Source organism: Listeria monocytogenes, from assembly GCF_041765605.1.
GTDB lineage: Bacteria > Bacillota > Bacilli > Lactobacillales > Listeriaceae > Listeria > Listeria monocytogenes_D.
The window spans coordinates 1,715,490-1,730,164 of the sequence record NZ_CP168900.1 but is presented as its reverse complement, the minus strand read 5'-3'; the positions used below and the strand labels follow the sequence as shown (position 1 = coordinate 1,730,164).

At 37.7% G+C, this 14,675-nt stretch carries 14 protein-coding genes and 1 other annotated feature; of the genes, 11 read left to right on the top strand and 3 right to left on the bottom strand.

What is annotated here, in order from left to right; translation table 11 throughout:
* Nucleotides 1–17 precede the first annotated feature (17 nt).
* On the bottom strand, nt 18–593 hold the full coding sequence (locus AB2Q86_RS08795; protein ID WP_012581209.1) for a class I SAM-dependent methyltransferase: 576 nt from the start codon (nt 591–593) through the stop codon (nt 18–20).
* Nucleotides 590–1,555 carry a TIGR01212 family radical SAM protein gene (locus AB2Q86_RS08790; protein WP_012581210.1) on the bottom strand — a complete coding sequence of 322 codons (966 nt, stop codon included), beginning with the start codon at nt 1,553–1,555 and terminating at the stop codon, nt 590–592. Before AB2Q86_RS08790 ends, AB2Q86_RS08795 begins: the two co-directional genes overlap by 4 nt.
* 128 nt (nt 1,556–1,683) lie before the next feature.
* Nucleotides 1,684–1,885: a binding site (T-box leader), on the top strand.
* 73 nt (nt 1,886–1,958) lie between these two features.
* Here AB2Q86_RS08790 and leuS point away from each other — a divergent pair.
* From leuS to AB2Q86_RS08735, 11 genes are all read left to right on the top strand, one after another.
* Nucleotides 1,959–4,370, top strand: coding sequence for a leucine--tRNA ligase (gene leuS / locus AB2Q86_RS08785; RefSeq protein ID WP_012581211.1), 2,412 nt, complete (start codon nt 1,959–1,961; stop codon nt 4,368–4,370).
* 104 nt (nt 4,371–4,474) lie between these two features.
* On the top strand, nt 4,475–4,861 hold the full coding sequence (locus AB2Q86_RS08780) for an ArpU family phage packaging/lysis transcriptional regulator (RefSeq protein WP_012581212.1): 387 nt from the start codon (nt 4,475–4,477) through the stop codon (nt 4,859–4,861).
* Between the two features lie 200 nt (nt 4,862–5,061).
* On the top strand, nt 5,062–5,811 hold the full coding sequence (gene rpsB, locus AB2Q86_RS08775) for a 30S ribosomal protein S2 (RefSeq protein WP_003723971.1): 750 nt from the start codon (nt 5,062–5,064) through the stop codon (nt 5,809–5,811).
* Between the two features lie 79 nt (nt 5,812–5,890).
* Nucleotides 5,891–6,775 carry a translation elongation factor Ts gene (gene tsf, locus AB2Q86_RS08770; RefSeq protein WP_003726264.1) on the top strand — a complete coding sequence of 295 codons (885 nt, stop codon included), beginning with the start codon at nt 5,891–5,893 and terminating at the stop codon, nt 6,773–6,775.
* 91 nt (nt 6,776–6,866) lie between these two features.
* The gene (locus tag AB2Q86_RS08765) at nt 6,867–7,106 is read left to right on the top strand and encodes a hypothetical protein (RefSeq protein WP_012581213.1); all 240 of its coding nucleotides are present in this window, start codon (nt 6,867–6,869) and stop codon (nt 7,104–7,106) included.
* Between the two features lie 531 nt (nt 7,107–7,637).
* Nucleotides 7,638–8,132 (top strand): matrixin family metalloprotease, encoded by a 495-nt coding sequence (locus AB2Q86_RS08760; RefSeq protein ID WP_012581214.1) that lies wholly within the window; start codon nt 7,638–7,640, stop codon nt 8,130–8,132.
* Nucleotides 8,133–8,147: 15 nt separating this feature from the next.
* Nucleotides 8,148–8,768, top strand: a complete 621-nt coding sequence (locus AB2Q86_RS08755) for a hypothetical protein (protein ID WP_012581215.1) — start codon at nt 8,148–8,150, stop codon at nt 8,766–8,768.
* A gap of 405 nt (nt 8,769–9,173) precedes the next feature.
* Nucleotides 9,174–10,943, top strand: a complete 1,770-nt coding sequence (locus tag AB2Q86_RS08750) for an ABC transporter ATP-binding protein (RefSeq protein ID WP_012581216.1) — start codon at nt 9,174–9,176, stop codon at nt 10,941–10,943.
* Nucleotides 10,927–12,732 carry an ABC transporter ATP-binding protein gene (locus tag AB2Q86_RS08745; RefSeq protein WP_003726205.1) on the top strand — a complete coding sequence of 602 codons (1,806 nt, stop codon included), beginning with the start codon at nt 10,927–10,929 and terminating at the stop codon, nt 12,730–12,732. Before AB2Q86_RS08750 ends, AB2Q86_RS08745 begins: the two co-directional genes overlap by 17 nt.
* Before the next feature lie 80 nt (nt 12,733–12,812).
* Nucleotides 12,813–13,301: a CcdC family protein gene (locus AB2Q86_RS08740; protein ID WP_003736784.1), complete on the top strand. Its 489-nt coding sequence runs from the start codon at nt 12,813–12,815 to the stop codon at nt 13,299–13,301.
* A 173-nt stretch (nt 13,302–13,474) separates the two neighbouring features.
* Entirely contained in the window at nt 13,475–13,990 is a 516-nt protein-coding gene (locus AB2Q86_RS08735) for a hypothetical protein (protein ID WP_003736783.1), read from the top strand.
* Between the two features lie 41 nt (nt 13,991–14,031).
* On the opposite strand, the gene AB2Q86_RS08730 is transcribed toward AB2Q86_RS08735, so the two are convergent.
* Nucleotides 14,032–14,640 carry a 1-acyl-sn-glycerol-3-phosphate acyltransferase gene (locus tag AB2Q86_RS08730; protein WP_012581217.1) on the bottom strand — a complete coding sequence of 203 codons (609 nt, stop codon included), beginning with the start codon at nt 14,638–14,640 and terminating at the stop codon, nt 14,032–14,034.
* Nucleotides 14,641–14,675 lie beyond the last annotated feature (35 nt).

Sequence of the window (14,675 nt, the reverse complement as noted above, 5' to 3'; positions counted from 1 at the left end):
CCTAGACAGGCTAATTACTAGCTTTGTCTAGGTTTTCTTTTTTCGATGACAATGACAAATGGCGCATCATTTTTTTGATTAATAAATTGATAAGATAAAACGTGGAAATCTTGTTGTGGGATTGCTTCACAAAAAGTCACAACAGCATCTTTTTCCAGTTTTCCAGCGGGGTGGCCGTGATATATAACGAGAATAATGACGCCACCAACTTCGAGCAGCTGCATTAAATGACCAATGCTTTCTAGCGTCGAATCAGCGGTTGTTGTAATTTCTTTGTCGCCACCTGGTAAATATCCAAGATTAAAAATAGCGGCGCGAACAGGTCTGGATGTGTACACAGGGATACGTGCATGGCTAGCGCAAACGAGTTCCACTTGCGAAGAAACACCCGCATTTTCTAAACGAGCCTTCGTCGCATCAACAGCCACTTGTTGGATATCAAATCCAAGTACATGCCCATTAATACCAACAAGTTCCGCTAATAAAAGCGTATCGTGTCCATTACCACAAGTGGCGTCAATCACATAATCACCAGGACGAACTACTTTTCGTAGCGTATCGTGAGCGAAGGGGAGAATGCCTCTTAAATTCATTCAGAAATCACTTCCACAGGTTGATAGTGTTTCCCTTGCCAGCTATCTCTTCGAACAAGTTCTGCATCAATCGCATTCAACACTTCAAACTTATTTAAACTCCAAACAGGGCCAATTAAATCATCTACGCCGCCGTCACCAGTAATCCGGTGAATAACCATCTCAGGCGGTAAGATCTCTAGTTGATCAGCTACTAAGTTTACATAGCCATCCCGAGTTAAAAATTCTAAGTCACCTTTTTTATAATCTTCTACCATTGGCGTTCCTTTTAATAAATGAAGCAAATGGATTTTGATTCCATCCACGCCACTTTCGACTACTTTCCGCGTTGTTTCCATCATCATTTCCGGTGTTTCTTTTGGAAGCCCGTTAATAATGTGGGTACAAATCCGGATATTGTGCTTTTGCAGTTTGCGCACGCCTTCTAAATAACAATCATAGTCATGCGCCCGGTTGATTAAGCGGCCAGTCTCATCATGAGCAGATTGCAATCCAAGCTCCAGCCATAAATAAGTACGTTCATTTAATTCAGCCAAATACTCCACGACATCATCTGGCAAACAGTCAGGCCGTGTCGCAATCGAAAGTCCAACCACACCCGGCTCATTCAAAACTGTTTCAAATTTTTCGCGCAATTCGGCAACCGGTGCATGTGTATTCGTGAAAGCTTGGAAATAAGCGATACATTTCCCGTCTTTCCATTTCGTTTGCATTTTGTCGCGAACTTGCTGGAATTGTATTTTTAAATCAAGCGCCCGGTCGCCAGCGAAGTCCCCAGAACCAGCCGCACTACAAAATGTACAACCACCATGCGCTACAGTACCGTCACGATTTGGACAATCAAAGCCGCCATCAAGCGCCACTTTGTATGTCTTTTGCCCAAATTCTTCTCTTAAGCAGTAGTTCCATGTATGATATCTTTTATTATCATTACTATATACAAATGGATTCGTTTGTTTCACTAGTTTTAGACTCCTTCAAATGAAATTCTCCATTCATTTTAGCACATTTTGTTAGGAAAGTTAGATAAATCTTCAGAGCGCTTGCTAAAAAAATGAAATTCAGCTACAATAAAGCTAATGAATTTTGCGAAAAAGCGATGAATTGGAGTAGTAATCCGCTAATTTTGATGTGAAGAGAGCTGACGGTTGGTGCAAGTCAGTCACAAAATCTGGATGAACTTACCATGGAGCTTGGGTGTATCCCCGTTTTCCGCGTTAAGGAATTGATAAGTTGAGTGGTCAAACACTAATGTGGGTGGTACCGCGGGAGAAGCATCTCTCGTCCCATGGCGATAAGCCGTTGGGATGTAGGGATTTTTTTGTAGCCAAAATTCGATATTTTAAGGAAAAGAGGATGAGTAAAGTGACATTTAATCACAAAAAAATGGAACCGAAATGGCAACAATATTGGAGTGAACATAACACTTTCAAAACAACAGAAGATAAAAATAAAGAAAACTTCTATGCACTAGATATGTTTCCTTACCCATCTGGAGCAGGTCTTCACGTAGGACATCCAGAAGGTTATACAGCAACAGATATTTTATCTCGTATGAAACGAATGCAAGGAAAGAACGTACTTCATCCAATCGGTTGGGATGCTTTTGGTCTTCCAGCAGAACAATATGCGATTGATACTGGAAATGACCCAGAAGAATTTACCGCACTTAATATTGCAAACTTTACTCGCCAAATTAAATCACTTGGTTTTTCCTACGATTGGGATCGTGAAATCAATACAACAGATCCTGAATATTATAAATGGACACAGTGGATTTTTGAAAAACTATATGAAAATGGCTTAGCTTATGAAGCCGAAATCGCTGTAAACTGGTGTCCGGCACTTGGTACAGTTTTAGCCAATGAAGAAGTTATCGATGGCAAAAGTGAACGCGGTGGCTTCCCCGTTTTCCGCAAACCAATGCGTCAATGGATGCTTAAAATTACCGCGTACGCAGATCGTTTGCTAGATGATCTTGATCTAGTGGATTGGCCTGAAAATATTAAAGATATGCAACGTAACTGGATTGGTCGTTCAGAAGGCGCAGAAGTTACTTTTAAAATTAAAGATAGCGATGAAACGTTTAATGTCTTTACCACACGTCCGGATACACTTTTTGGCGCAACATATACCGTTTTTGCACCAGAACACGAACTTATCGAAAAAATCACAACACCAGAACAAAAAGAAGCAGTTGAAGCTTATAAAAAACAAGTAGAACTTAAAAGCGAACTGGAAAGAACTGACCTTGCAAAAGATAAAACAGGTGTCTTCACAGGAGCTTACGCGATTAATCCAATCAACGGTGAAGAAGTGCCAATTTGGATTGCGGACTACGTGTTGATTCAATATGGAACAGGTGCAATTATGGCCGTACCAGCCCACGATGAACGCGACTTTGAATTTGCGCAACAATTTGGTTTGAATATTCGTCCTGTTCTTGAAGGCGGCGACGTGACAAAAGAAGCATTCACTGGCGATGGACCACATATTAACTCTGATTTCTTGAACGGACTAGCTAAAGCCGAAGCGATTACCGCTGCGATTGATTGGCTAGAAAAAGAAGGCATCGGTAGCCGTAAAATCACGTATCGTTTGCGCGACTGGTTGTTCAGCAGACAGCGTTACTGGGGCGAGCCAATTCCAGTTATTCACTGGGAAGATGGGGAAACAACGCTTGTACCAGAAGACGAACTACCACTACTTCTGCCAAAAGCAACAGAAATCAAACCATCAGGAACAGGCGAATCACCACTTGCCAACTTGCATGACTGGGTAAACGTAACAGACGAAAACGGTCGAAAAGGTCGTCGCGAAACAAATACGATGCCACAATGGGCTGGATCAAGCTGGTATTTCTTGCGTTATATCGATCCAAAAAACAGCGAAGCAATTGCTGACAAAGAAAAACTAGCAGAATGGCTTCCAGTTGACGTTTATATCGGCGGAGCAGAGCATGCAGTGCTTCACCTTCTTTACGCACGTTTCTGGCATAAATTCTTGTATGATATTGGCGTAGTTCCAACAAAAGAACCTTTCCAAAAACTATTTAACCAAGGTATGATTCTTGGCGAAAATAACGAAAAAATGTCCAAATCAAGAGGTAATGTTGTTAACCCTGATGAAGTAGTAGAAAAATACGGCGCAGACACACTTCGCTTGTACGAAATGTTCATGGGACCACTAGAAGCTTCGATTGCATGGAACGAAAATGGACTGGAAGGTGCACGCAAATTCCTAGACCGTATCTGGCGCTTGCTAGTAACTGAAGAAGGCACACTCGCTGAAAAAGTGACAACTGATGCGAATGCTAACTTAGAAAAAGCGTATCATCATATGGTGAAAACAGTTACGAACCATTACGAAAACCTGCGTTTCAATACCGGGATTTCGCAACTGATGATTTTCATCAATGAAGCATATAAACAAGATACGATTCCAAAACAATATGTCGAAGGTTTCGTTCAACTCTTGTCACCAATCGCACCACACCTTGCAGAAGAATTATGGGAAATCCTAGGTCACACCGAAACAATCAGCTATGTAGCTTGGCCAACATACGACGAAACAAAACTAGTAGAAGATGAAGTAGAAATCGTACTTCAAGTAAACGGCAAAGTAAAAAGCAAAATCACTGTTGCCAAATCTCTAGGAAAAGAAGAACTAGAAAAAATTGCACAAGAAGACAACAAAATGAAAGAAAACCTAGAAGGCAAAACAATCCGTAAAGTGATTGTCGTTCCAGGGAAACTTGTAAATATTGTTGCGAATTGATTAGAGAAGCTTCGAAATTAGTTTTATTACTAATTTCGAAGCTTTTTTACGCAGTTAGCATAACAAATAATGAATCCGTTTTGATAGTATTAAAGTAAAACGGGGTGTCAACGACGAAAAACAATATAGATTACATTAAAACAGTACAAAACATAAAAAGTTTTTTTGATGAATTTCAATATTTGGTTTTTCTGCTAGGTTCTAAAAATAAAATAAAGCTCAATACAGACGGATTAATAGAAATAAAAGTGTTAACAGGCAATAAAATAAGTTTGACTCCTATAGGTCACTTAGTTCAATTTTACATGGGAATATTAAATGATATGAAAGCACTACATCGCTTTATTTTAATTAAATGTTATATCGATAAACAAAAAGATATTATAACAATGATGGAAATACCTTATGAAATTGCGCAATTTAAAAGAATAAAAAAACATGCTGTTCTTAATTTAGCCGAAAAGCTTGAAATGATTGTTGAAAAAAATTAGTTATAGAAGAAAGAAGATATGTACCACGGGTTGCATATTTCCTGTTTTTATGGTATATTAGGAAACGGTGTTAAATCACACACGCACGGTGACAGACTGAGAAGGTGCTTAACGACTTGTTCGCTTAAGTTTTTCAGCTGGTTGATCCATGCGGAGGGCGGTTAATCCGCAAAAAATAAACCAATAGGAGGGAATAACACATGCCTGTTATTTCAATGAAACAATTACTCGAAGCAGGAGTTCACTTCGGCCACCAAACTCGCCGTTGGAACCCAAAAATGAAGAAATATATCTTCACAGAAAGAAATGGTATTTATATCATTGACCTACAAAAAACAGTGAAAAAAGTAGACGAAGCTTTCAACTTCATGCGTGAAGTAGCTAGCGACAACGGAACTATCCTGTTCGTAGGAACTAAAAAACAAGCTCAAGAATCCGTTCGCGACGAAGCTATCCGTTCTGGACAATATTTCGTGAATCATCGTTGGTTAGGTGGTACTTTAACTAACTTTGAAACTATTCAAAAACGTATTCAACACCTTAAAAAAATCGAAAGAATGGAAGCAGATGGAACTTTTGAAGTCCTTCCTAAAAAAGAAGTTGTCCTTCTTAAAAAAGAACAAGAAAAATTAGAACGCTTCTTAGGCGGAATCAAAGACATGAAAGGTCTTCCTGATGCATTATTCATCGTTGACCCACGCAAAGAACGTATTGCGGTTGCAGAAGCTCGTAAACTTCATATTCCTATCATCGGTATTGTTGATACAAACTGTGATCCGGATGAAATCGACTACGTAATCCCTGCAAATGATGACGCTATCCGCGCGGTTAAACTTTTAACTGCTAAAATGGCTGACGCTATCATTGAAGTGAACCAAGGGGAAGAGTTAACGGAAGCGGAAGTTGCTCCTGTAGAAGAAAAAGCTACAGAAGAAACTACTGAAGCATAAGATTTTATTTGAAACTTTCAAGGTGATAAGGCACTATTCTTATCACCTTTTTTAAAGAGAAAAATTGGAGGGAAAATAAATGGCTAATATTACAGCTCAAATGGTAAAAGAATTACGCGAAAAAACTGGTGCTGGTATGATGGATTGTAAAAAAGCACTTGTAGAAACAGAAGGAGATATGGAAAAAGCAATTGACTATCTTCGTGAAAAAGGAATCGCTAAAGCTGCGAAAAAATCTGATCGTGTTGCTTCTGAAGGTATGACTCATGTAATCAGCAATGAAAAACATGCAGTAGTACTTGAAGTAAATGCTGAAACAGATTTCGTTGCTAAAAACGATAACTTCCAACAATTAGTTGACGCTTTAGCTAAACAAATTCTTGCAGTTCGTCCTGATAGCTTAGAAGACGCACTTAAAACAGAAATGCCTAATGGCCAAACTGTTCAAGACTACATCACTGAAGCAATTACAAAAATCGGTGAAAACATTTCCCTTCGTCGTTTTGAAGTAAAAGAAAAAGCAGACAACTCTGCTTTCGGCGAATACATCCACATGAACGGACGTATTGGTGTTCTTACACTTCTTGAAGGAACTACTGATACTACAGTTGCTAAAGACGTTGCAATGCACATCGCTGCAATCAACCCTAAATACATTTCTCGTGAAGACGTTTCTACTGAAGAAGTGGAACACGAAAAAGAAGTATTAACTCAACAAGCATTAAACGAAGGCAAACCAGCTAATATCGTTGAAAAAATGGTAGAAGGCCGTTTGAAAAAATATCTAAGCGAAATTTCCTTAGAAGACCAACCTTTCGTTAAAAACCCAGACATCACTGTAGGTGACTACGTGAAACAAAGCGGTGGTAAAGTTGTATCATTCGTACGTTTCGAAGTAGGCGAAGGAATCGAGAAAAAAGAAGATAACTTCGTTGAAGAAGTTATGAGCCAAGTGAAAAAATAAATCTATTGATGATTTAACCTCCGTATTTTCCTAGAAAATACGGGGGTTTTTTGCTATACTTAAATAGATATTAATACAAAGGGAGTACAACATGAAAAAAATCATCAAGATTATTTTAATTGCTTTATTTTTATTATTTTTATTGGATACATTATGGACAATGATTCAAACAAAAGAAGGGATGGATTCACCGCTCTGGCTTCAGTTGTTTTACTTGGTTGTTTATAGTGTTTCGGCAATAGCTGCCTATAAAGAAAAATGGTTTGGCTTTTTCGCTTCCTTTTTGGTAGGCGTTGGAGTTATGTTAGTGAGTATAATTATTAGTTTGTAGACAAAAACCTCGATGTAGCATCGAGGTTTTTTTATTTCACTAAGTTAATATACCGCTCATGAATATTTATGCGATAAAAATATAATATTTTATATATTGGTAGAGATAATCGTATTAAATGTTGGCGGAGTTTTCCTAGTATATGAACATTTAGTGAAGTATATGTCATAAAATGAATAAAAAAGCAATAATCGCTCTAAAACGAGTGGAAATAAGCCTTTTTAGTCAAAGTTATTTCAGAAAGAGTAAGAATGATTCTAAATAAGAATGATTTTTAGTCATTCACGACATGAAATAGGCATTTCATTACATTTTTGGTTATACACTCGGTTTTCGTGTTACAATTTTTTTGTTCGATAAAAAGCTAATTAAAAACCTAAGCTACTATGGGAAATCGATAGGTGATCGGATCATCTAAAAGTGAGGTGAATATAAAAAGGGACAGTGTTTACAAGAAGGTTATTTAATTTATTTTGATATGTTTACGGTTTCACTTTATTAATTATTACTTACAAAGAGGGGCGACACAGAATGAAGAAAATTGTATCATTATTAGTAGCATTTGTATGTTTATGGAGTATTTTACTTCCAGGACAAGAAGCGAGTGCGGCAGCAAAAATCAATGCATGGGACTTAGTAGATTCTAGTAAACATCTAGATTACTCAGGGAATTCCAAGTATATGTCATTTATTCGGTCTGGGGCTAATACATGGAACGCATACAAAAAAGGCGTTATTAGACCAGCATCAGCAACGAATAAATCAGATGTATATTGTAGTGATATTTCCGTCAATAATAACGTCAATGCAACGACTTATAGTAACGGAAAAATTACGTTTAACAAGAAGAATATGGATAAAAAGAATAACGCTGGGAAACAAAATGTTGCAACACATGAGCTGGGACATGGTTTGCGACTCGGACATAATGCTTCTACTGACGTAATGTATCAGTATAGCACGTCCAAAACAACTTTATCTACAAATGATAAAAAATCTTATGATGCAGCATATAAAAAATATTAAAAAGGGGTACTCACATTGAAAAAAACAACTATGGGAATCATCGCTTCAGCAATTAGTATTTTAACTATCGGGTGTTTTTTAACAGTAAACACATATGCCGAAAGAGCTGAGCCAAAGAAGAAAGAAGTACCAACATATGCTATTTTTTCTGATTATACATTGGATGTAGATAATCCAAATGAAGTAGTCGGGGATGCAGATTATGTGTTTGTAGGAAAAGTAATAGAAGAAACTGGAACAACTTATAAAAATAAAACGCCAATCGAACAAGAAGATGGTTCAATCGAGTATATTGGTGAAGCTTATACAAATTACAAAGTAGAAGTCATTTCGAATTTGAAGAATGAACTAACACTGAATAAAGAAATTGCACTTGAAAAACAAGGTGGTATTCGTGAAGATGGTTCTGCCTATGATGTTTTTGAAGATGATCAATTACCAGAAGAAGGCCAGATCTATATTTTCACTGCTTATACGCAAGACGATGGATCACTCCTTGTAGCAGGTGGGAACTCTACCATTTCTTTTGATGAAAAAACGAAAAACATTGATACAGAGAAAGAAGTGAGTAATACGGAAGAGTTTGAATTATATGAAGAGGCCGTTGAAAATCAAGTTACTTCCAACGAAAATTAAATAAGCCAATTATAAAGCATAGCGATTCTGGAATGAATCGTTGTGCTTTTTTTATATAGTCGAAGGATTTCGAGAAAAAGCCTAATAAAAATAATTTTTAAACAATTTGCAATTATTTGTTGCGCTTTCAAAAAAAATCGGTTAAACTAATAACGTTGCATAATAAAACAAAGGAGGAATGGACGATGAATAATTATATGAAGACTTCAAACAAGGCATTATTACGCTTAAAAATAGAATTTATTTCACCGGACCATTTCACGAACAAGGGAGCTCTCCTTTAATTTGGTTTTATTTTATACAAAGTGGTGACAAATAAATATATTTTTTCGGGTAATAATGGGCAGAAATAGGTCCATTATTTTTATTTGTCCAATTTTAAGGAGAAAAGGGAGGGATTGTTGTTTGAAAATTTATAAGGCTTTAGGTTGGTTTTTCAAAGAAAATTGGAAATCTTATGCGTTTGGAGTAACCATTTTGTTTACGATTGCGCTTTTGCAGTTAGTTCCACCACAAATTATTGGCTTTACGGTTGATGCGGTGACGAACGACTCACTAACAAAAGACAAATTGATTAAATGGATGGCTATTCTAGTTGCGGCAGCGATTCTTGCATACGGCGGTCGCTACGTTTGGCGGATGTTGATTTTCGGTTCTGATAATAAGTTACAACGCACTTTACGTTTACGTTTATTTGAACATTTTACTAAGATGTCACCGTTTTTCTTCCAACGTTATCGTACAGGGGATTTAATGGCTCATGCGACGAACGATATTACAGCAATTCAGCAAGTTGCTGGAATTGGGGTTTTAACTCTGTCAGATTCTGTTTTAACAGGTGGAACGGTGATTGCAACGATGGCGATTACCATTGATTGGCGCCTAACTTTGATTGCGCTACTTCCAATGCCGTTTATGGTGCTCGGAAGTTCGATTTTAGGTAAAAAGTTACACGATCGTTTCCACGGGGCACAAGCTGCTTTTTCGATGTTGAATGATAAAACGCAAGAGAGTATTTCGGGAATTAAAGTTACGCGGACATTCGGACAAGAGAAAGAGGATATTCAAGATTTTGCGAAACAGACGAAAGAAGTCGTTCAAAAAAACATTTCTGTCGCTAAAGTGGATGCGATGTTTGATCCGATGATTTCCATTATCGTGGGGATTTCATTTGTTCTTTCATTAGGGTTCGGCGCAAAATTCGTTGTGGACGGAGAGCTGACTATAGGACAGGTAATTGCTTTTTCAAACTATTTGTTCTTATTGATTTGGCCAATGTTAGCTTTTGGATTCTTGTACAACATTATTCAGCGTGGTAATGCTTCTTATGACCGGGTACAACATTTACTTGCTGAAAAAGAAGATGTACTAGATCATGAAGGTGCAATCGATACGGTTCCAGTGGGAAACTTACAAGTAGCAATGGACAAATTTACGTACCCAGATGAAAGTGAACCTGTCTTGTCGGATATTCATTTTGAATTAAAAGCTGGGGAAACGCTAGGTATTGTTGGTCGAACTGGCTCTGGGAAAACATCCTTATTAAAACTGTTAATGCGCGAATATGATACGTACGAAGGTAAAATTGCTTTTGCTAATGTGAAAATTCAAGACTATACGGTTCGAGCATTGCGAGAAGCAATTGGTTATGTGCCGCAAGATCAATTTTTATTCTCGACAACGGTGCGGGATAATATACGTTTTGGAAAACCAGATGCACCGCAAGAAGAAGTGACGAAAATTGCAAAACTTGTGTCTGTAGATGAAGATATTCTTGGTTTTGAAAATGGCTATGATACGATTGTCGGCGAGCGTGGGGTTTCATTATCTGGTGGTCAGAAGCAGCGTCTTGCCATCGCACGTGCGCTAATTATGAACCCCGAATTGCTTATTTTAGATGATGCACTTTCGGCGGTAGATGCGAAAACAGAAGAACAAATTCTAGCTAATTTGAAAGAGAATCGTTCGGATAAAACGACAATCATTAGCGCACACAGACTTAGCTCTGTCGAACATGCGAATCTAATTATCGTGATTGATAAAGGGCAAATCGTGGAACGTGGAACGCATAAGGAACTAATGGCTTTAGATGGCTGGTATGCAGAAATGTTCCACGAGCAACAATTGGAAGAAGCACTAGAAGAAGGGGGTGCAGCAGATGGAAGCGATGAATGAACAAGATGAAATGTTAGTGATGTCCGGTAAAGAACATCGCGAGGTTTTAAAAAGAATGCTTAGTTATACCAAATATCATATTCCGAGTTTGATTTGGACCGGTGTGCTAGTTCTTCTTGTAACGCTTGCGGATGTCTTTGCGCCAATCTTGATTAAGATATTTTTGGATGATTATTTAACACCGATGAATTTGGAAATGCAGGCTTTGCTAATTCTTGGCGCAGGGTATTTGGGACTTACTATTGGGAAATCAGTTGTTTGGTATTTCCAACTGCTGTTCTTCCAAAAAATCGCGCTTGAAATTGTGCAACAAATGCGGATTGATATTTTTACAAAACTTCATTCGTTAGGAATGCGTTATTTTGATAAAACGCCTGCAGGGAGCATTGTGTCGCGCGTGACAAATGATACTGAAGCGGTGAAAGATATGTTTATTAATGTGCTTTCAACAGCGATTCAAAGTTTGTTTATGCTTGTAGGGATTTATGCGGCGATGTTTGCGCTCAATGTTCAATTAGCGCTATATAGTTTGCTGTTATTCCCACTTATTGTCTTTATTATTTTTGTTTACCGGAAATATAGTTCACAATTTTACCGGGCGAGACGAGAAAAATTAAGTCAATTAAATGCAAAAATTGCTGAGTCGATTTCAGGAATGTCGATTGTTCAACAATTTAATCAAGAGCGTCGTTTAGTAAAAGAATTTGAGAAAATCAATAAAGATTACTATGACGTCGGAATGAAAAATATCAAATTTAATGCGCTATTACTTGGACCGGCGATTGATTTGATTTACGCGTTGGCTGTAGTGATTATTCTTAGTTTCTTTGGTGCAGAGTCATTAATAGGACCGGTAGCGATTGGGACAATTTATGCCTTTATTAGTTACTTTGATCGTTTTTTAGAAGCGATTTATAATGTAATGGAACGGCTAGCAATGTACCAAGAGGCGATTACGGCGGCTTCCCGAGTATTTCGTATTATGGATGAAACGGAAGAAGTGCCAGCCCAATTGAACGATCCAGAGGCAAAAATCACACGTGCTAAAATTGAGTTTAAAGATGTTTCGTTTGCTTATGAAGGTGGGCGTGACGTTCTTAAAAATATTAGCTTTACGGCTGAACCAGGACAAACGGTGGCGCTTGTTGGCCATACTGGGAGCGGGAAAAGTTCCATTATCAATTTAATGATGCGTTTTTATGAATTTGAACGTGGGGATATTTTAATTGATGGTAAGTCGATTAAGTCTCACGAAATTACAGAACTACGTAAGAAAACTGGATTAGTTTTGCAAGATAGTTTTATGTTTTATGGGGATATTAATACAAATATTCGCCTCTACGATAAAAGCATTACAGATGAACAAATTGTGGATGCTGCGAAATTTGTTCAAGCGGATGGCTTTATTCAAACATTATCCGATGAGTACAACCATAAAGTGATTGAGCGAGGTGCTTCGTTTTCAAGTGGACAAAGACAGCTGATTTCATTTGCCAGAACGGTTGTGACGAATCCGCAAATACTCGTTTTAGACGAAGCGACAGCAAATATTGATACAGAAACAGAAAGTTTAATTCAAACTGGGTTAAAACGAATGAGAGAAGGACGTACGACGATTGCGATTGCGCATCGACTTTCGACAATTAAGGATGCCGATTTAATTTTAGTTTTATCTAAAGGACGAATTATTGAACGTGGTACACATGATACATTAATTGCAGAAGAAGGAGTGTACCATTCCATGTATCAATTACAAAATAGCGGAATGGATTTAGACGAAGCGCTTTAAGCAGAGAAGTTTATTTCAAACGGTAAAAGGAATATAATGAGGAGCGAAGTGTTACAGCAGATTAGTAGGGGGAATTAAAAGTGTCATTAATCATTTCAATTATCATTACACTTGTTTTTGGAGCTGGAATTATCATGATAAGAATGAAAGCATCGAAGCGTCCAGCAAGTGTGAAAGGGATAATCATACCGCCAATTATGATGTCAACAGGCGCTCTCATGTTTGTTATTCCTTTTTTCCGTGTTTCGTGGGTAGATATTTTAGAAGCTATAGCAATGGGGCTTGTGTTTTCTGTTATTTTAATTTGGACAACAAAATTCGAAGTTCGTCACAAGTACGTATTTATCAAACGTACAAAAGCTTTTCCAGTTATTTTGATGGGACTGTTACTTATTCGAATCTTCATTAAGTACTGGATTAGTGGTAGTTTAGAAGTGGGAGAGTTGTCTGGAATGTTCTGGATAATGGCATTTGCAATGATTGTACCTTGGCGAATTGTGATGTATTTCCAATATAAAAATACCGAAAAAGAGCTTAATAAAGTAGAAGTTAGCGGAGAGTACGAATAATAGTGAAAGCATTTTCCAAAACAGCTTGAATTATTCCGTATGAATAGCTTATAATGAATAATGTTACATCGTGAGTAATGTTACTTGCCGGATGGGTGAAGCATATCCGAGACTGACGCGGCCAGTTACAAAAGGGCTTCCGAGTTTGGCTTGAAAAAAAGGAGGACATCATCTTGAAAAAATGGTTATTAGTAGTTTTAACTTTAGCACTAGGATTGTCGCTTGCGGCTTGTTCCGGTTCTAACAGTTCTGACAAAAAAGAAGACACAAAAAAAGAAACAACAAGCGATAAAGACAAAGTACTAAATTATTACATGGAATTAGTAGACGTTGTTAATGAAAACAATGGCGATTACAACGCTTATGTAGGAGCAGTTGGCGCAGATCCTAAACCATCTGAAGCAGACCTTGCAGCTCTTGCGAAACCAGCTAGTGAATCAGCACTTAAAGTATCTGAAGCACTTGCTAGTGAAAAAACACCAGACCTTGGTAAATCCACAGATGATTTCAAAGCAGCTGTGAAACAATTAAGTGATGCTTACAAATTAGAAGCAGACGCACTTAAAGCTAGTGGTCGTGATACAACAAAAGCAGACGAAGCGATGGCAAAAGCGGACGAAGCAATTGCTGGCGTATTAAAAGATGCTGGACTTAATCCTTCAAGCATTACAACAGATACAGCTTCCTGATAATAAAAAAGACAGTTTCCAAATGGAAGCTGTCTTTTTTATTATTTATTTTTTGTTTGATTAATTTCATTTTGAAGTTGTTCAAAAGTCGCCATTAATTCTTGAGACTTAACTTCTAGTAGCTCTTTTTGGTCAAGTTCGGTATCATTGAATAATACCGGGTCGCCAAAACGAATAATGATTTTTTTGCGTTTTAAAATTTCTCCAAATGTTTTTGGACCATCATAAACGGCAGGTAGCATTGGAACTTTTGCTTTATGAGCGATAGTTACTGCACCGCGTTTTAAATGAAGGTTGGTCGTTTTTCTAGTTCCACTCGGGAAAATCCCAACTACTTTACCGGATTTTAGCATCCGGATTGGGGCTTTAATGGCGCTTGGTCCAGGGTTATCGCGATTGACTGGAAAGGCGTTAAGGTGCGTCATGAGCCAGTTAAGGAATTTACCTTTGAAAAGCTCTTGTTTCGCCATATAATGTACTGGTGTTGGCGACAAGGCGAAACCAAGGTATAAGATTTCAATCCATGACGTATGTGTGGACACAACAACGTATGGTGCTTCAATAATTTTGTCTTTGTTTTGTACTTGAAATCGTCCACCAATAATAATTAAAATAAAATGAACGAGTTTTTTTGCGAAATGATAAAACAACTTCTTCACTCCCAGTATTGCTAGTTATTTTTTTA